This window comes from Rhizobium sp. BK176 (genome assembly GCF_024808055.1).
Genome location: NZ_JANUBV010000051.1, coordinates 1 through 14,838, shown reverse-complemented (window position 1 = coordinate 14,838; position 14,838 = coordinate 1). Strand labels below are relative to the sequence as shown.

Genomic DNA, 14,838 nt, shown 5'->3' with positions numbered 1-14,838 from the left:
CAGGAAGGGTATCGCGGTTTCGGCGACGTCACCGTGATCTCGGACGGCGCCGAAATCCTCAAGCGCCTGCCCCGGGCGATGCCGAAGCCGACAGCCCACATCATCGACTGGTTCCACATCGCCATGAAGATCCAGCCAATGCAGCAGATCGCCAATCACCTGCCGCTCCGACTCTGACCGTGCTGATGTACTGCTTACCATTGACAGGGACGTCACCGCCGTGAAGTGGCGTCTGTGGCACGGTCGCGTCGATCGGGCGATCCGCGACCTGGAGCAACTCCTGGTCAGGCTCAAGCAGTCGCAGCGGGAAAGTGAATTCTTGATCGCACGGCTTCACAGCCTTGGCTCGCAGCTCCTGACCTACATCAGTTCCAGCCGCGGTGCGATCATCAACTATGGAAAGCGCTACCGGGCCGGGCTTCGCGTCGCAACGACACTTGCCGAGTCGGCGGTAAATTCGCTTGTTGGAAAGCGGATGGTCAAGAAGCAGCAGATGCGATGGTCGCTCCACGGCGCCCACATGCTCATGCAGGTCCGGACGGCCGTGTTGAACGGCGAACTTCGCGATCGCTTGAGGGCACCGTTCCGACAGCCAGAACCGAACGTGCCTTCGATATTCAAACCCAAGCCACCCCTCCTGCGCGCCGCCTGACCCCAGAGAAGTTACCGGTCTCATATGATGGGGTGAGAACAAAGTGCGCTTCAGCGGCGCTATCGAAGAGATCATGACCCATAATCGCAGATTGGCCGTTGGGACTATTTCTCAATCTTGCCCTGTACGGAGGCCGCGACCAGCGGAAGTGCCGCCGTTAAAAGCGGGCCGAGCGGCAAAGACCTGATCAGCCTCGTTGCGATGAACGTGCCCGCCATTGCTCCCGCGAGCTTTAACCACGGATATTGCCCGAGCTGGGCATGAGCACTGGCATCCGCCCACTCTACCCGAGATTTGACGACGGTCTCGGCTTGCGCAGTAATGACATGAAGCCGACCTCGGAGATGTTCGATCTCCAGTCGAAGAGCATAAAGATCGGCTTGCACATCGTCAAACGGGCGGCTTCTTTGAGCCGTCGCTTTATCGTCAGCCATAGCCAGAGCTTCCAGCTCCGCAAGATGCGCCTGGAGCTCGTCCTCGGTGTCGGAACCAGCCGGCTGTGTAGGAGTGCTTAGTGGCATTATGATGGATCCTGTAATCGCATATTGCCGACAAAGGACAAGTCTCATGGCCCCTGGTCGTTGCTGACCTCAAGTTGAATTCAACCCAGAAAGGACCTCGCTACGTTAACGCCTTATGACGCGCATGGCGAGCGACACGACAAAGAGAACCAGGAAGATGAAGAACAGGACCTGAGCGATCGATGCGGATGCACCAGCAACCCCGCCGAAGCCGAGCACGCCTGCAATCAATGCAACGACCAGGAATACCAGAGCATAGTACAGCATTTCCACCTCCGTCATTCTGATCACAACGAAACTGTCCGGAAGGCGATTTGGTTCCGGCGAAGCAGCACTGCGAACCCGACCTAGGCTGCGGCCATCAGGCGACGGCGAGTGAAAACACTGTCCCCGTCTCTTGGCCTTGGCGGCTCGGCTGGGGGGCTTTGAGAAGCTTCAATACGTCTGGAAAGGACAACATCACCAATGCCCCAGCGGCCGGCAGACCGGCAGGCCCTGTCGTGATCCACCAACTCGCCGCGAGAAGTGCCGAAATGACAAGGAGATTCCATAAGGGGGCCAGTTCGTCGGGCGAACGCTGGCTGCGTTCATGCAAGATCTTGAGAACTCGCGACGCCCCCTGAAGCATCGGTTGATCGACAAAATGATTAATGAAAACCACGTCGCGCTCGTCGGTCCACGCGCTACCCACACCAGCGAAATCCGGCATGAACGTGGCGCAGCCCTGCTCTTTTCGCCGGACAGCGCGTGGTTCCATATGTCTTGACGCAATGACCGAACTATGGGGCCCATTCCCGGGCCAGGTCGACGCGCTTGCGCTAAGGATTGGCCAAGCGCAGCCAGCCCCACTACCGCTCCGTGGGCAAGCGACCAATTGCTTCTGTCAGAAACGGCACGCTGACGGGCTCGCGTGAACGAAGCTTGGTCTCCCCCTGGGGATCGATCAGCACGGCCTCGAATTCCTCAGGCGACGGGCCATCGAGATCGTGGCGAACCTTGTCCGCTTCTATCTCCAGCACCTGGTCGAGACTGGTAAAGACACCGCCGCCGGCCACCCGAACGATGGCGATATCATGCGCGGAAAGCGCATCCTGTTGGTTTTCCAGCAGTTGTTCCTGCGCCTCGGGTCGATCATCGTCCCCACCTTCGAAGAGGACAAGGACGTAGGAGGTGTTGCGGAACGCCAGAAGGCTGGGGCACGGATCGGTCGCGACAGGAGGCGCTCCGATGATCTCCCGAATAAACGATTTCAGCATGTCGTGCCTATTTAAAGCCGATAGCTCTGCGCTAGTGAGAAACGCGCTCCGGCTTTCCCTTTCGCTTCGTCGAGGCGAATTCTTCGAGCTGTCGCTCACTCATGCTCTCGACCATTTCTTTGGAAGCTCCCTTGAGCCGGCTCTTCGGTGCCTGACCACGCTTGGCCGCGAGGGCGGCGCCAGCTGCTTTCTGCTGGGCTTTGGATTTGGCGGGCATTCGTGTTCTCCTTTGCTGACCGGAATAACTTGCCTGCCGCGGCAAAGGTTCCCTTTGGATATCGGCTAGCCGGCGGAACCAATTACAACGTGCAATCGTTGCCCCTCACGCTCCCCAAGTCTCCGTCACCCTCCCCAGGCAATCATGGATGGTATTATGGAAAACCAGGCAGCGGATGTTGTTCTCGCGACGCGCACTGCATTCAATCAGGCAGCCGCGCTCGCAGTCACATACGGATTTTCACTTCTCGGTGCCATCGTACTGCTGGTCGGCGGCTGGATTCTGTCAGGGGTCATCAGCCGTTCGGCATACCGCGTCATCTCGAAGATCCACGGAATCGACGAAACGCTGGCGCGCTTTTTCCAGAACCTCCTGAATTACGGACTACTCGTCCTGGTGTTTGTCACCGTCCTTGGCCAATTCGGCGTTCAGACTGCCTCGATCATCGCTGCCGTCGGTGCTGCCGGCCTTGCTATCGGCCTCGCCCTACAGGGCACGCTGCAAAACATCGCCGCAGGCATCATGCTTCTCGTGCTGCGGCCTTTCCGGGTCGGCGAATATATTGAGACAGGCAGTGTCAAAGGTTTTATCCGCGAGATCGGGCTCTTCGCTGCGGAGATGAAGACGACGGACGGTCTCTACCTCATGGCTCCAAATTCGACGCTATGGAACACGCCGATCGTCAACCACAGCCGCGAGCCAAGCCGTCGCCAGGAGCTGTCAATCGCCATCGGCAACGATGCCGACCTTAGGACGGCCAAACAGGCGGTCATGAGGATCGTTTCATCCGACAAGCGCGTGAAGACGCAACCGGCCCCGCGCGTGTTCAGCGATGACCTGACGACAGATAAGACCGTCCTCAAGATCGAATATTGGGCAAACACGCGGGAGTGGACCGAAACGCGCTATGATATTATGGACCACTTGAAAGCCGGCCTCGTCGAAGAGGGATTTCTATAGAGTAATATTGCCGGCTGGCTGGCGCATAACCGGCGGCAAACTTCAGCTCCGCCTATAAGCCAAGACCGCCAGCGAAGGGGCCCTCATGGAAAAGGGCTCACTGGATCGCTAGGCTTCGGGGTGATCAACATTACTACCCGCTTGACGCCAAACCTCTCTGCTGCTCGTGCGACAATGCGAAAGCTGACATCCCAGGGCCGAGCAATTGGATTGTTGGCGGAATTTACTGGCAGTCAATGTGGGTAGGTCAATGTTTCCTGATATCGAAAGACCTGCGGGGCTCAGAGCAGTGCTTCAGGTGACGCAGGCTGGAATTCGACTGTTCCGCCATCCTCGACGCTGTTGCCCAGCCATCGCTCGTCATTGAGCCAAGCAAGTTCGTGATGGTTCGCTGGTTCCTGTCGCGCGCCACCCCCGTCCTCCATGGAAAGGGCAGGATCAAGCGCTGGTTCGGGACCAATACCGACGTCACCGCGACCCAAAAGCTGGAGGAATTCAAAGCCTGGTCATCAAGGAAATCGGCCATCGCGTAAAAACAGTCTGTCGCTGGTTTCAGCCTTGCTCAATCTCCAGGCGCAGAAATCCGGCGAAACCTCGCGTGCAGTTCTGCGTGATGCAGCCTCACGGGTCCATGCCGTAGCAACGGTACATGATCAACTGTTTCGACAACGAGATGCCCGTGAGATTGATCTGGAGCCATTCCTTTCCAACCTGGCCGGGGCGGTCGGCACGACCGGGCCCAAGCACGGGACTGTGGTCAACGTTGAGCCCGCCACAATAACGGCGGATGCTGCAATCCCGGTCGGCCTGTTCGTCAACGAGCTCATCACAAAGGTGAGGAAGGAGAGGTGTGGGTTCACGGAGAGCGTGTTGATAGCAATCAATACCGTCTGCAAGTCAGGGACCGGGGTATCGGACTTCCGAGTGATTTCAATATAGCCGCAATCAGCGACAGCCTTGGAAATGAAGCCTGTAACCGGTCTTGCCAAACAACTCGGTGGTGAACTCACCGTTGAAGAGAGCCAATCCGGGCGCTAGGCTTACACTATTGTTTCCACTCAAGCCGCCAATGGGCAAATAGCTGTTTCTGCGCTTGGTGGTATTGCCGAAGTGATCGGCGGTGAATGCCATGATCCTTCGTCCTGGGATGGTAGTGCCGAAGGCCAAGGCAGCTTCGCCTCACACCAGGTGTCTCCGGCTTAAGGGGCGACGCCGCCAGGTTCATCAACGCACCTCTGCTTGCTACGGCTCAAAAGCCCGAGCAAACATTCTGTCCTGGAGATGTGCTGCGCCGACGATAGACGCCGCGACAGCTATCGCGCGCTCTCGGTCAGCCGAATTGTTGATATATCCCTCAAGCAAAACAACAGGACCAATCATTTTGACGGTAATAGACGAGCTGTCGAGTTCGAGATCGGCCGACAGCGCGGCTTGCACAGATGCGATCGTCGACGCCGAGCTGTGACCGCTCGCGCAATGCTGTTCATGACTGAAGCTGTCCGAGCCGAAGTTCATGGTCGAATTCCTTTCTCTATCCTCTATGAAAACAGCCGAACGATCATTAAGTTCTACTATAGGACTTAAGTCCGAGGGCTCTTGTCCGGGAACAAGCTCTACCTCGACAAGTTCTTCCCTTGCGACGCAACCGCCATGCGTTGCCACCGGCTGTCTTCCCCCCAACGGCAGCCGCAAGGAGCCCGGCTTACCGGGTTCAATTTGAAGAGTCGGGAACAAACGTCGCCAGACTTGGTTTCAATGCGTTGCGATCTTGAAGTCAGTCGCGACCTGCAGCCACCTTCGCTCCCAGATGAACGCGGACAGTTAGTTGTTTGGGACAATCGTCGAAGCGATCTGCCGGTGGTCGGGTCGAACGATCCCCGCGACTTGCGCTGATGGTCCGGTGCTGACAGGGACCCAAACCCGTGCTGAGCTTGCTGCTTGACCAGCGTTCGTGACCAGAGCGCCGACGATTGCTGCCATTGCAATCAGGATGACAACCAGCGGAAAGGCGACGCCTGAGGGTTTATCTTCGGGATAAATCATTCCTCAACTCCTGCGGCACCCGCTACGCTGGCACCGATGACCATCGACTGGCTTTGGGTTTTTGAAGAAAAAAGGGCGGCTTGCGCCGCCCAGAGGTCACTGAATGACCTGGATGACCTTCCGCGAAGAAGGTTCCACGATGACGCGTTCGTCATTGACGATTGCGTATGCGTACTTCGGGTTCTCGGGAACCGGGGTTACGACAACCGTTTGCGGCAGCGGCTGCCCGACGACTACCTTCTCTTTCACCACGACACGCGTGGAAGGAGCCGGAGCCTGCTGCACATAGGTTACGACCTGCTGCGGCGGCGGATCAAGAACGGTACCTGCAACGCCACCGACAATGCCGCCGACTGCTGCGCCGACTGGGCCGCCGACAATGGCGCCCGTTGCTGCGCCACCGACTGCACCTGTTACCGTGGACGACTGCGCAAACGCGCCCGTCGATGCCATGAGAACGCCGGCGGCGATACCTATTGCTTTGATATTCATCATCAAGTCCTCCTTTTGGAAGCGGGTTGTTCCGCTGCAAAAAATAACTTCCAGATGATGAGACGGTTCCGAAAATAGGACTTCAGTCGATCGATGTAAGACCTTGGTCCTATAGGCGGCTCCGTGCATGTTTAGATTTTCGTCAGCACCGGAGCCCTGCCTCCATCTTTGTTCAACATTCAATGTTCCCGCTAAGCGTAGTTCTTCAAGCTGACGATCTAGCCTTTTGCTCGGGCGCGACCTCCTGCCCGATCGCCCATAGGAACGCGGCCATTTCCCGAGCAATGGCCGTGATCGTTAGACCTTCGGCTTGCCTGCCCCCATCAGCTTGCGATACCGCGCGCAAAGCCTCAGCTGACCTTTCCACGCAATCTCTCGAACTGTTCTTGGTAATCCCTCCAGCCGCACCTGGATCCCCGAGCTTACACGTGCAGGAAAGCGATATGTCCAGGCGCCTGTTGCCCGCTTTGGTGATCCTGCCACGCTTGACCCGGTCGCCGGTTGAGCTTTCCGACGGCACAAGGCCGAGATATGCCATCAATTGAAGAGGATCGTCGAAACGGCGGACATCGCCCATTTCTACCACAAAGGTGACCGCCGTCATCAACGCGACGCCACGCATGCTTGGTAGGCGGCCACAACCGGGGCCATCGACCGGGACGCAGTAGTCTCCACCACCAGCTTGGTCAACCGATCCACACGCACGCCGGCATCTTCGATGGCTTGGCAATATTCCGCCAACAGGATGTGGTGAGCGGGATGATTGAAGGTCTGGCGCGCCAGCCATCTTGTATGGGCGCGCGTCCATGGGGTGCGACCGGTATAGATCCGGCCGTGACGCAGCAGAAAAGACTGGAGCTGCTGGCGTGCCTGCTTCAACGCGCTGTTGGCAGCCTCACGAGCCCGTACGAGGTCGCGGATCGCCTCATGAGCTTCATCCGGAACCCAGACCGCGGTCAGTTCCCCCGCCCGGTGCAGGCGTGCCAGACTGACGGCATCGCGGCGGTTGGTCTTCACCCGATCGCCCGCTCGCTGGGGCACCAGCGACGGCGCCACCACCACGCAGTCATGCCCAAGTTCGATAGGCTTCATTCCTTCCGGATCGGCCCAAGAGCTGCTACGGATCACGCAGCGCGCCCGGTCGCTGCAGGGTGTTTTCGAGAAGACACGACTGATCGACACATGTCGCGGCACGTCCAGTCGGGTTGCCGTTTCGGGCAGGACCCGGAAAGAGACCTTCACACACTATCGCCACAACGTGAAGACAACGAGCCTTATTGCGTACCATAGAAATTCAGGGCTGCACTGGCGTCCGTCAGGACGAGGAAGACAAGCATGTCGTTAGATTAAGGGATTTTACGATACGGAGAGGTCCCTAATTCCCTTTCGAACAAGCAAAGCGGATATCAAGCCTTCGACATCGTCGAGAAAGGGGATTTATAATGGCTGACGCTATGGGAACTTCTATCGCCCTGCATCGCCTACCAGAAGTGCTGACGGCAGAGCCCGCAAGGCTCCGGGCCCTGGCCCACCTTCTCCGCTTCCGCCGCGAGCAGGACATTTACGTCCAAGAAGAGCGCACCGACACCTGGTACCGTGTCGTTTCGGGGTCAGCCTGCAAATATCTGATGAGTACAGAGGGGCGCCGGCAGCTCGTCGACATCTACCTGCCGGGAGATCTCTTCGGATTTACTGCCCGTCTTCACCACAGATTTGCTGTCCAGGCCGTCACTGACGGGACACTGATAGCCTGCTACCCGCGCCACCGTGTAGAGGCTCTCGCCGAAGAGGACGCGGAGACGGCACTCGAAATCAGAATCCAGATCGTCGAAGCGCTGGAACGGTTGCAGGAGCAACTTCTGGTGACCACCACGATGACCGCACAGGAAAAGGTCCGGGAATTTCTGTTCTACTTTCACCGACGGCTTTCAGTGGCGACTGGCCATGGTCTCGCGTTACCCATCTCGCGCTACGATATCGCCGACATGCTCGGGATCTCCGCCGAGACAGTCTGTCGGGCCTTTAGGGACCTGCAGGAACGCGGCGTTATCTCGCTGCGGGGGCCGCGAAGCATAAGAATCAATCGAATGTGAGGTATCCAGATGGCCGAGGAGGACGACCTAGAAAGGCGTGTCATCCGTGAGGTGGCTGCCGTATTCCATCGAGAGGAGATCCTCGAAGACGCGGTGCAGGCACTGCTTCACGCAGGATTTGATCGCTCCGACATCGACATCATGGGCGATATCGAAACCGTCCGCCGGCGCCTGGGTACGCTTTACGTGCCTTCCGAAGAAATCGCCGACGTCCCAGGCGCACCGCGTCGCGCTTACGTCACCCGCGACGATATCACTACCGCCACCGCCAGCATTGCTGGCATGCTATTCTATCTGGGCGCCGCCACGGCGGCCATCACGGTCGTTGCCTCGGGCGGAAGCTTGGCGCTGGTTGCCGCCGCAGCCGCGGCCGCTGGGACCGCCGGCGCCGGCATCGGAGCGGCGGCGATCCACCATCTCGGAAAGAAGCAGGCAGAAGACTTGGAGCTTCAGCTTATGGCGGGAGGCATTGTGGTTTGGGTGCGCGTTCAAAATCGCGAGATGGAGGAACGAGCACAGGAAGTCCTGGCTAAGTCAGGCGGTGATTCCATCCGCGTGCACGAAATCGAGATCGAAAAGCGACTGGACGATCTCCCGCTCTCAAAATTCAATCCCGACCCATGGCTCGGTAACGAGCCGCCCGCCCGCCAATGACCGAATTGGTTTGAAACTGACGACCGTCAGGGCCGGACGCCCGCTTATTCGGCAAGACTTTGCACGTGGCGCGGCAGTACCGCTTGTGCCCAATCTTGGGAGATACGGCTATGGCAGGCAAGGTGATCGGTATCGATCTGGGCACGACAAATTCCTGCGTCGCAGTGATGGAAGGGGGGCAGGCCAAAATCATCGAGAACGCAGAGGGCGGTCGTACCACCCCATCCGTCGTTGCGTTTACCAAGGATGGGGAGATTCTCGTCGGCCAGCCGGCAAAGCGCCAGGCGGTGACCAACCCCGAAAATGCGATCTTTGCCGTTAAGCGTCTGATCGGCCGCCGGTACGATGATCCGATGGTGGAAAAGGACAAGAAGCTTGTCCCCTACAAGATCGTAAAAGGCGATAACGGCGATGCCTGGGTCGAGGTAGCGGGAAAGAAACATAGCCCCAGCCAGATCAGTTCCCACATCCTGGTGAAAATGAAGGAAACGGCAGAAGCCTATCTAGGCGGGAAGGTGAGTCAGGCTGTGATAACAGTACCCGCCTATTTCAACGACAGCCAGCGCCAGGCGACGAAGGATGCGGGAAAGATTGCCGGACTCGATGTGCTGCGCATCATCAATGAGCCGACCGCGGCCGCTTTGGCCTACGGGTTGGACAAGAAGGACGGCAGCAAGATCGCAGTCTACGATCTCGGGGGCGGCACATTTGATATCTCTTTGCTCGACATCGGCGATGGTGTGTTCGAAGTGAGGGCCACCAATGGCGATACGTTTCTCGGTGGCGAGGATTTCGACAAACGTATCGTCGACTGGCTGGCGGAGGAATTTCAGAAGGACCAGGGTATCGATCTGCGCAAGGACCGGCTGGCACTCCAGCGGCTGCGCGAGGCAGCAGAAAAAGCCAAAATAGAACTCTCTTCCGCCCTGGAGACGACCGTCAGCCTGCCCTTCATCACCGCCGACCAAAACGGCCCCAAGCATCTTGAAATCAAGCTTCGGCGGGCGAAACTGGAGGATCTAGTCGATGACCTCATTCGGCGCACTGAACAACCCTGCAAGGCGGCGATGAAGGATGCCAAATTAAAGCCGGCCGACATCAACGAAGCGGTTCTCGTCGGTGGCATGACGCGCATGCCCAAGGTGCAGGAAGTCGTTTCAGAAATCTTCGCCAAGGAGCCGAACAAGAGCGTCAACCCGGACGAGGTGGTTGCAATAGGCGCGGCAATCCAGGCAGGCGTGCTGCAGGGCGATGTCAAGGACGTACTGTTGCTCGACGTCACGCCGCTGTCACTTGGAATCGAAACGCTGGGCGGCGTGTTCACACGGCTGATCGAACGCAACACCACCATACCGGCAAAGAAGAGCCAGGTCTTCTCAACGGCGGAGGATAACCAGAACGCGGTCACGATCCGCGTCTTCCAGGGCGAGCGTGAGATGGCCGCCGATAACAAGCTGCTCGGCCAGTTCGATCTCGTCGGGATCCCGCCCGCGCCACGTGGAACGCCGCAGATCGAGGTCACCTTCGACATCGACGCCAATGGTATCGTTAATGTGACGGCAAAGGACAAGGCCGCTGGCAAGGAGCAGCAGATCAAGATCCAGGCCTCCGGCGGATTGTCGCAGGCCGATATCGACCGAATGGTGAAGGAGGCCGAGGCAAATGCGGAGGCCGACAAGAAGCGGCGTGCTTTGGTCGAAGCGCGCAATCAGGCAGACGCGCAGATCGGGACCAGCCAGAAAGCGCTGGACGAAGCGAAGGACAAGGCTCCATCCGCGGACAGGGCACCCGTTGAGAAGGCAATCGACGAGCTGAAGTCGGCAATAGCTGGGGAATCGGTTGAAGAGATCGAGGCGAAGAGCAAGGCCTTGCAGATCGCATCGGTGAATTTCGGAGCCAAAGTGCATGAGGCTTCGAGCACCTCGACCTCCGGGTCCGGGGACCCGTCGGGCACCACATCAGGCGATGATGTCGTCGATGCCGATTTCGAGGAAGTCGACAACAAGGACGGGCAGCGCCATGGCTGACACGGACCATAAACAAAAGCCCAGGCCAAAACCTGCAGAATCTGGACCCGTTGTCGATACCCCGGCCTCGGAAACCGTGGCTGACCAGGGTTCATCCGCTGTGCTCCAGGCGGAACTCGCCGAGACAAAGGATAAGCTGCTGCGCGCCCTGGCGGAGCAGCAGAACATCCGTCAGCAAATGCAGCGCCAGCGCGAGGAGGCGGTGAAATTTGCTGCCTCGCAACTGACGGGAGACCTGCTTGATACGCTCGACAATCTGCGGCGCGCGATCGAAAGTGTGCCGCGAGAGGCTTCGGACCGCGACGCGATCGATCCAGTGCTGAAGGGCGTGGAGGCCACCGAAGCCAACCTGCTGACGACGCTCTCACGCCATGGATTGCAACGCATCGATCCGCTCGGCTCGGCTTTCGACCCGCACGTTCATCACGCCATTCGCCAGCATTCCGACACGACAGCTATGGAGGGCACTGTCGTCGAGGTGCTGCAGCCAGGCTACATGCTTCACGGTCGGGTGCTTCGTCCTGCGATGGTCGGTGTTGCCGTAAATGGCCAGCAAAGATAGCGGGACGGCTACAACTTGAATCGATTGGCATCCAGGCCTTCCCCGTTGAACCCTGGAGGAGGCGGTGGGCTTTCCGCTTTCCATATTGTTTCAACGGAGTGCGCGCGATCTAAGCATGGTGAGCTTCCTCAGCTTTTGTGCGTCAGTCACGACGTGGCGCCGGATGCCTAGTGGCTGGGTCTCCAGCGCCTCGATGAGATTATTGCACGCGAAGCGGAGACTATGGAGCTGATCAAGCAGATCCAGCACCACATCGATACCCTCGTCGTTGATACCCATTTCATTTGTCAGATCGGCTATCAGCTCGGCTCGTGCGACGTCCACATCCTTAAACATTGTTTTTCCGTCGATTGTGAACGGCGATATCCAGCTCCGGTCGATGAAGACCCCCAGCCGTGGCCATATCGATTTTTGAGAAGGAGCGCAAATTCCCGATCGTCCATGATCTACACTCCCATCCCTTGCCTGGGATTGTATCTCTTGCCGACCGACCAGCCGGCCACGAAGGTCTTTAGTTCGGTGTCCGGTCTTTCCGGGAGCACGATTTTCAGCGTGGCGTAGACGTCGCCCCGGGTACCGCTTCTCCGAGGCACACCCTTTCCCTTCATACGCAGCGTCCTGCCGCTTGACGAGTTCTCGGGCACGATCGCTAGCACCGGGCCGGCCGGCGTCGGCACCTTGACCTTGCCGCCGAGCACCGCCTCATTGAGCGTGATCGGGAGGTCGAGGCGGATGTCATCACCCTCGCGGCGGAAGAAAGGATGTGGACGAATGTGGAGCTCGATCAGCGCGTCACCCGCCTCCGCGCCCCCTCCGCCAGCACCGCCCTTGCCACGCAGTCTGAGAGTCTGACCGTCGCGCGCGCCAGGCGGTATGCGGATTTCGAGCGTCTGTCCGTCGGATAGCGTCACCTGGCGTGTGCCGCCATTGATCGCTTCGATAAAGTCGATCTCCATCGAGTAACGCAGGTCGGCGCCGGGCATTCTGAAATTCCGACGCCCGCGGCGGGAGAAGAACTCAGCAAAGATGTCGGCTTCACCGGGATCCGCGAAGCCTTTGCCGTTCTCGTAGGAAAAATCGCCCGCGCCGGCATCAGCGAAGTCGCGGTAGTATCGACGTTCGGGCTTCTCAGCGCCCCTCGAATCGATCTCGCCGCTATCGAAACGGCGGCGTTTGTCTTCATCGCGCAGAATCTCGTAGGCTGCGGACAGATCTTTGAAGTCCTGTTCAGCCTGCTTGTTTCCAGGGTTGAGATCAGGATGCAGCTTCTTTGCCCTGCGGCGATAGGCCCGCTGGATGTCGTTCTGCGACGCGTCGCGCTTGACGCCAAGGATCTCGTAGGGATCGCGGTCGCTCATTGCCATCGATGCAGACCTGTCCTTCGTGAATGCTCCCTCGGCGGGAGGAAGACCGCTGATGAACTAAGCCAAAACGACAAAAGCAGTTACACGGATTTTTCCAACTTTAAACTGACGGTCATCAATGTCACCTCGGCGGCACGGATGCACCTTGTGGAGACATCGAAGCTTCATCCGACATAAAAAGGGAGATCGGCATGCTGCACAATATCGAGAACACGGGAAGATGGTTAGACCCGCTGCGCCAGATGCGGTCCGCACAAACTGACATGAGCCGTCTGTTTGACAATCTCCGGCTGGCGGCGGCTCCTGAGTTCCCCTTGATGAACATCTGGGCCGGGGCTGACGGAGCGGTGATCACGGCCGAGATACCTGGCGTGATACCAGAAGAACTGGATATCTCCGTCCATCAGAACACGGTTACTCTGCGTGGCAGGCGACCCGCCGAGCCGCTCGCAGACGCAGTTGTCCACCGCCAGGAACGCACCACCGGCGCGTTCGCCCGAAACCTCGTCCTGCCATTCCGCGTCGACGGCGACCGTGCGACGGCGAAGTTCAAGCAAGGTGTGCTCCGCCTGGATCTGCCCCGCCCGGATGCGGACAGGCCGCACAAGATAACAGTCAACCGCTCCTGAGGAGAACGCCGCAATGGCCGACCAGCAAACCAACGGGACAGTGCCCGCCGAAGCCACCCGGACAGAGCCTGTCTTCACCCCGCCGACCGACATAGTTGAGGACCCGAAAGGCGTCCGGTTGTTGCTCGACATGCCGGGCGCGGATCCAGACAGCCTCGACGTCACACTTGACCAACGTGTCTTGCGGGTCTCAGCGCGATCAGTCTCCAGTGCGCCTGAAGGTTATGCGCTGGTACATGCCGAGTATCGCGATGGAAACTATGAACGCAGCTTCACGGTCTCCGAGCCTATCGAGACAACGAAAATCGAGGCCGTGTTTCGGGACGGCGTGCTTAAACTTACACTGCCGAAAGCGGCGCCTTCGCCAGCCGCCAAGATCAGCGTCAAGGCAGGATGAGGGAGGTTTTCGCAATGAGAATCACAGATCTCGTTCCAAGGAGGGGCGCCGGCCGCGACGTAACCGCCCGCTCTGCTCCCCCAGATCCCTTGCGCGGGCTTCAACTGGATGTCGACCGCGCTTTCGAAAACTTCTGGCGAATGATGCCGTTTCCGTTTTCTGCGATGGAGCGTCTGCCACAAGTGGACGATGTTCGTGTGGATGTCAGCGACAATAGCAAGGAGATCACGGTGACGGCAGAGTTGCCGGGCATGAGCGACGCGGATATCGATGTGTCTATCACCGACGGTCTGCTGACGATCCGTGGCGAGAAGAAATCCGACCATAAAGCCGAGGCAAACGGCGTCCTTGTCAGAGAGAGGGCGTATGGCGCGATGGAGCGTACCGTGCCTCTTCCCGACGGAATCGACCCCGATGCGGCTACGGCCACGTTCAAAAATGGTGTGTTAACGCTCGTAATTCCAAAATCACGGGAAGTGCAAGCAGACACAAAGCGCATTCCTGTCCAGGCGGGTTAAGCCGTCCTCCCCTCGCAACCCGCCATATTGTCCGCAACCGTCCTCGGTTGCGGACTTTTTAGTTCTGTACCGCCTTTACTCTGGGTCGCCCAACCAAAACTGACGGCCGTCAGGTCGGAGGCCGTACAAGTGAGCTAGCTTCCCGATGCTGCTGAAGCAAGGCCGCTTTTACAGCGCAGCTTAAACAACTAACGCAGAGGATCGCGAGATGACAACAGATAGCGACATCAAACGTGATGTGGAAAGCGAGCTTAAATGGGATCCGGATATCGACGCTTCCGATATCGGAGTGGCAGTGAAAAACGGGGTCGTCACCCTCAGCGGCTTTGTGCGCAGCTTCACCCAGAAATATGAGGCCGAGAAAGCAACCAAGCGGGTCAAGGGCGTTCTCGGTGTCGCCAACGACATCGAGGTTCGACTGCCGTCGCTTCACGAAAAACCCGATCCGGAGAT

The 14,838-nt window shown here is 58.6% G+C and carries 23 protein-coding genes and 1 pseudogene; 12 read left to right on the top strand and 12 right to left on the bottom strand.

The window, feature by feature from the left end:
- Positions 1-220: 220 nt before the first annotated feature.
- Positions 221-652, top strand: a complete 432-nt coding sequence (locus tag FHT76_RS40740; protein WP_259186859.1) for a hypothetical protein — start codon at positions 221-223, stop codon at positions 650-652.
- A gap of 104 nt (positions 653-756) precedes the next feature.
- Here FHT76_RS40740 and FHT76_RS40735 read toward each other — a convergent pair whose 3' ends face one another.
- From FHT76_RS40735 to FHT76_RS40715, 5 genes are all read right to left on the bottom strand, one after another.
- Complete coding sequence (locus tag FHT76_RS40735; protein ID WP_259186858.1) at positions 757-1,173, bottom strand: hypothetical protein; 417 nt, start codon at positions 1,171-1,173, stop codon at positions 757-759.
- Positions 1,174-1,278: 105 nt separating this feature from the next.
- Positions 1,279-1,440, bottom strand: coding sequence for a DUF1328 domain-containing protein (locus FHT76_RS40730; RefSeq protein WP_183758856.1), 162 nt, complete (start codon positions 1,438-1,440; stop codon positions 1,279-1,281).
- A 94-nt stretch (positions 1,441-1,534) separates the two neighbouring features.
- Entirely contained in the window at positions 1,535-1,882 is a 348-nt protein-coding gene (locus FHT76_RS40725; protein ID WP_259186857.1) for a hypothetical protein, read from the bottom strand.
- Positions 1,883-2,021: 139 nt separating this feature from the next.
- On the bottom strand, positions 2,022-2,429 hold the full coding sequence (locus FHT76_RS40720; RefSeq protein ID WP_259186856.1) for a DUF4174 domain-containing protein: 408 nt from the start codon (positions 2,427-2,429) through the stop codon (positions 2,022-2,024).
- A 31-nt stretch (positions 2,430-2,460) separates the two neighbouring features.
- Positions 2,461-2,646 (bottom strand): DUF3008 family protein, encoded by a 186-nt coding sequence (locus FHT76_RS40715; protein WP_183758851.1) that lies wholly within the window; start codon positions 2,644-2,646, stop codon positions 2,461-2,463.
- Positions 2,647-2,802: 156 nt separating this feature from the next.
- On the opposite strand from FHT76_RS40715, the gene FHT76_RS40710 reads away from it, so the two are divergent.
- From FHT76_RS40710 to FHT76_RS40700, 3 genes are all read left to right on the top strand, one after another.
- Entirely contained in the window at positions 2,803-3,606 is an 804-nt protein-coding gene (locus FHT76_RS40710; protein ID WP_259186855.1) for a mechanosensitive ion channel family protein, read from the top strand.
- Positions 3,607-3,989: 383 nt separating this feature from the next.
- Complete coding sequence (locus FHT76_RS40705) at positions 3,990-4,139, top strand: hypothetical protein (RefSeq protein WP_259186862.1); 150 nt, start codon at positions 3,990-3,992, stop codon at positions 4,137-4,139.
- Positions 4,140-4,146: 7 nt separating this feature from the next.
- A complete protein-coding gene (locus FHT76_RS40700) occupies positions 4,147-4,545 on the top strand; it encodes a histidine kinase dimerization/phosphoacceptor domain -containing protein (RefSeq protein ID WP_259186861.1) in 399 nt (132 codons plus the stop codon).
- A 6-nt stretch (positions 4,546-4,551) separates the two neighbouring features.
- Here the strand turns inward: FHT76_RS40700 and FHT76_RS40695 are convergent, their stop codons facing one another.
- The 5 genes and pseudogenes from FHT76_RS40695 to FHT76_RS40675 all read right to left on the bottom strand — a co-directional run.
- Positions 4,552-4,737 carry a hypothetical protein gene (locus tag FHT76_RS40695; protein WP_259131072.1) on the bottom strand — a complete coding sequence of 62 codons (186 nt, stop codon included), beginning with the start codon at positions 4,735-4,737 and terminating at the stop codon, positions 4,552-4,554.
- 111 nt (positions 4,738-4,848) lie between these two features.
- Positions 4,849-5,121 carry a BON domain-containing protein gene (locus FHT76_RS40690; RefSeq protein WP_259186854.1) on the bottom strand — a complete coding sequence of 91 codons (273 nt, stop codon included), beginning with the start codon at positions 5,119-5,121 and terminating at the stop codon, positions 4,849-4,851.
- Positions 5,122-5,427: 306 nt separating this feature from the next.
- On the bottom strand, positions 5,428-5,649 hold the full coding sequence (locus tag FHT76_RS40685) for a hypothetical protein (protein ID WP_259186853.1): 222 nt from the start codon (positions 5,647-5,649) through the stop codon (positions 5,428-5,430).
- 96 nt (positions 5,650-5,745) lie between these two features.
- Entirely contained in the window at positions 5,746-6,141 is a 396-nt protein-coding gene (locus FHT76_RS40680; RefSeq protein ID WP_183758945.1) for a DUF1236 domain-containing protein, read from the bottom strand.
- Positions 6,142-6,346: 205 nt separating this feature from the next.
- Positions 6,347-7,215 (bottom strand): annotated as a pseudogene (locus FHT76_RS40675) (IS110 family transposase); the annotation flags it as partial.
- 368 nt (positions 7,216-7,583) lie between these two features.
- On the opposite strand from FHT76_RS40675, the gene FHT76_RS40670 reads away from it, so the two are divergent.
- From FHT76_RS40670 to FHT76_RS40655, 4 genes are all read left to right on the top strand, one after another.
- Complete coding sequence (locus FHT76_RS40670; RefSeq protein ID WP_259186852.1) at positions 7,584-8,234, top strand: helix-turn-helix domain-containing protein; 651 nt, start codon at positions 7,584-7,586, stop codon at positions 8,232-8,234.
- A gap of 9 nt (positions 8,235-8,243) precedes the next feature.
- On the top strand, positions 8,244-8,888 hold the full coding sequence (locus FHT76_RS40665; RefSeq protein WP_183758839.1) for a hypothetical protein: 645 nt from the start codon (positions 8,244-8,246) through the stop codon (positions 8,886-8,888).
- 110 nt (positions 8,889-8,998) lie between these two features.
- Positions 8,999-10,915, top strand: coding sequence for a molecular chaperone DnaK (gene dnaK / locus FHT76_RS40660; protein ID WP_259186851.1), 1,917 nt, complete (start codon positions 8,999-9,001; stop codon positions 10,913-10,915).
- The gene (locus FHT76_RS40655) at positions 10,908-11,477 is read left to right on the top strand and encodes a nucleotide exchange factor GrpE (RefSeq protein ID WP_259186850.1); all 570 of its coding nucleotides are present in this window, start codon (positions 10,908-10,910) and stop codon (positions 11,475-11,477) included. The genes dnaK and FHT76_RS40655 overlap by 8 nt, the downstream gene beginning before the upstream one ends.
- 90 nt (positions 11,478-11,567) lie before the next feature.
- On the opposite strand, the gene FHT76_RS40650 is transcribed toward FHT76_RS40655, so the two are convergent.
- Both FHT76_RS40650 and FHT76_RS40645 read right to left on the bottom strand, forming a co-directional pair.
- A complete protein-coding gene (locus tag FHT76_RS40650) occupies positions 11,568-11,813 on the bottom strand; it encodes a hypothetical protein (RefSeq protein WP_405049546.1) in 246 nt (81 codons plus the stop codon).
- A 110-nt stretch (positions 11,814-11,923) separates the two neighbouring features.
- Positions 11,924-12,841, bottom strand: a complete 918-nt coding sequence (locus FHT76_RS40645; RefSeq protein WP_259186849.1) for a J domain-containing protein — start codon at positions 12,839-12,841, stop codon at positions 11,924-11,926.
- Between the two features lie 191 nt (positions 12,842-13,032).
- Here FHT76_RS40645 and FHT76_RS40640 point away from each other — a divergent pair, with 191 nt between their 5' ends.
- From FHT76_RS40640 to FHT76_RS40625, 4 genes are all read left to right on the top strand, one after another.
- On the top strand, positions 13,033-13,470 hold the full coding sequence (locus FHT76_RS40640) for an Hsp20/alpha crystallin family protein (RefSeq protein ID WP_183758831.1): 438 nt from the start codon (positions 13,033-13,035) through the stop codon (positions 13,468-13,470).
- A gap of 13 nt (positions 13,471-13,483) precedes the next feature.
- The gene (locus tag FHT76_RS40635; RefSeq protein WP_183758829.1) at positions 13,484-13,867 is read left to right on the top strand and encodes an Hsp20/alpha crystallin family protein; all 384 of its coding nucleotides are present in this window, start codon (positions 13,484-13,486) and stop codon (positions 13,865-13,867) included.
- 14 nt (positions 13,868-13,881) lie between these two features.
- The gene (locus FHT76_RS40630; RefSeq protein ID WP_183864734.1) at positions 13,882-14,385 is read left to right on the top strand and encodes an Hsp20/alpha crystallin family protein; all 504 of its coding nucleotides are present in this window, start codon (positions 13,882-13,884) and stop codon (positions 14,383-14,385) included.
- A gap of 208 nt (positions 14,386-14,593) precedes the next feature.
- Positions 14,594-14,838 (top strand): BON domain-containing protein (locus FHT76_RS40625; RefSeq protein WP_259186848.1); only part of this gene is annotated, 245 nt, incomplete at its 3' end.

Bases quoted from the DNA above. Each gene is read 5' to 3' on its own strand.
- FHT76_RS40735 (WP_259186858.1), bottom strand. From the start codon at position 1,173: ATGCCACTAAGCACTCCTACACAGCCGGCTGGTTCCGACACCGAGGAC.
- FHT76_RS40730 (WP_183758856.1), bottom strand. From the start codon at position 1,440: ATGCTGTACTATGCTCTGGTATTCCTGGTCGTTGCATTGATTGCAGGC.
- FHT76_RS40725 (WP_259186857.1), bottom strand. From the start codon at position 1,882: ATGCCGGATTTCGCTGGTGTGGGTAGCGCGTGGACCGACGAGCGCGAC.
- FHT76_RS40720 (WP_259186856.1), bottom strand. From the start codon at position 2,429: ATGCTGAAATCGTTTATTCGGGAGATCATCGGAGCGCCTCCTGTCGCG.
- FHT76_RS40715 (WP_183758851.1), bottom strand. From the start codon at position 2,646: ATGCCCGCCAAATCCAAAGCCCAGCAGAAAGCAGCTGGCGCCGCCCTC.
- FHT76_RS40710 (WP_259186855.1), top strand. From the start codon at position 2,803: ATGGAAAACCAGGCAGCGGATGTTGTTCTCGCGACGCGCACTGCATTC.
- FHT76_RS40705 (WP_259186862.1), top strand. From the start codon at position 3,990: ATGGTTCGCTGGTTCCTGTCGCGCGCCACCCCCGTCCTCCATGGAAAG.
- FHT76_RS40695 (WP_259131072.1), bottom strand. From the start codon at position 4,737: ATGGCATTCACCGCCGATCACTTCGGCAATACCACCAAGCGCAGAAAC.
- FHT76_RS40690 (WP_259186854.1), bottom strand. From the start codon at position 5,121: ATGAACTTCGGCTCGGACAGCTTCAGTCATGAACAGCATTGCGCGAGC.
- FHT76_RS40685 (WP_259186853.1), bottom strand. From the start codon at position 5,649: ATGATTTATCCCGAAGATAAACCCTCAGGCGTCGCCTTTCCGCTGGTT.
- FHT76_RS40680 (WP_183758945.1), bottom strand. From the start codon at position 6,141: ATGAATATCAAAGCAATAGGTATCGCCGCCGGCGTTCTCATGGCATCG.
- FHT76_RS40670 (WP_259186852.1), top strand. From the start codon at position 7,584: ATGGCTGACGCTATGGGAACTTCTATCGCCCTGCATCGCCTACCAGAA.
- FHT76_RS40665 (WP_183758839.1), top strand. From the start codon at position 8,244: ATGGCCGAGGAGGACGACCTAGAAAGGCGTGTCATCCGTGAGGTGGCT.
- dnaK (WP_259186851.1), top strand. From the start codon at position 8,999: ATGGCAGGCAAGGTGATCGGTATCGATCTGGGCACGACAAATTCCTGC.
- FHT76_RS40655 (WP_259186850.1), top strand. From the start codon at position 10,908: ATGGCTGACACGGACCATAAACAAAAGCCCAGGCCAAAACCTGCAGAA.
- FHT76_RS40650 (WP_405049546.1), bottom strand. From the start codon at position 11,813: ATGTTTAAGGATGTGGACGTCGCACGAGCCGAGCTGATAGCCGATCTG.
- FHT76_RS40645 (WP_259186849.1), bottom strand. From the start codon at position 12,841: ATGGCAATGAGCGACCGCGATCCCTACGAGATCCTTGGCGTCAAGCGC.
- FHT76_RS40640 (WP_183758831.1), top strand. From the start codon at position 13,033: ATGCTGCACAATATCGAGAACACGGGAAGATGGTTAGACCCGCTGCGC.
- FHT76_RS40635 (WP_183758829.1), top strand. From the start codon at position 13,484: ATGGCCGACCAGCAAACCAACGGGACAGTGCCCGCCGAAGCCACCCGG.
- FHT76_RS40630 (WP_183864734.1), top strand. From the start codon at position 13,882: ATGAGAATCACAGATCTCGTTCCAAGGAGGGGCGCCGGCCGCGACGTA.